Annotated in this window: 1 protein-coding gene; it reads right to left on the minus strand. The window is 34.2% G+C overall.

Features of this window, described 5'->3' with window-relative positions:
* Positions 1-51: 51 nt before the first annotated feature.
* The gene (locus AAHB12_RS31405) at positions 52-225 is read right to left on the minus strand and encodes a DUF2187 family protein (RefSeq protein ID WP_129731754.1); all 174 of its coding nucleotides are present in this window, start codon (positions 223-225) and stop codon (positions 52-54) included.
* Positions 226-386: the final 161 nt, after the last annotated feature.

Here is a 386-nt window from a genome sequence, read left to right on the forward strand (position 1 = left end):
CGTTATCGGTATACAAAAAGGATCTTCACTGGAAGATCCCATTTTTGTTGCTTAAGTAATTTTATAATTTTTATGATTGACTACGGTTGAAAGTGGTTGTTTTTTTTCTTCATTGTATCCGTACTCAACAATAACAGAATTTTCTCTTACAATCGTAACATTTCCTTTATAGCTTTGCCCTTCACGCTTAAATAATATATTGTCCCCGATTTTAGCAGTTGCCATTTTATCACCCCGATCTTATTATTTTCAGCAAGGATAAAAAAATGCAGGAACAATTAAAATACAAACTGTAATTATTGCGAAAAAAAGAAGGCTGCCGCAGTAACCCTTTGTTTAACAATAGCTACCCGTTAGGGGTACAGCCAACATTTCGGTTTATGGTG

The sequence above is a fragment of the Bacillus sp. OTU530 genome, assembly GCF_038440375.1.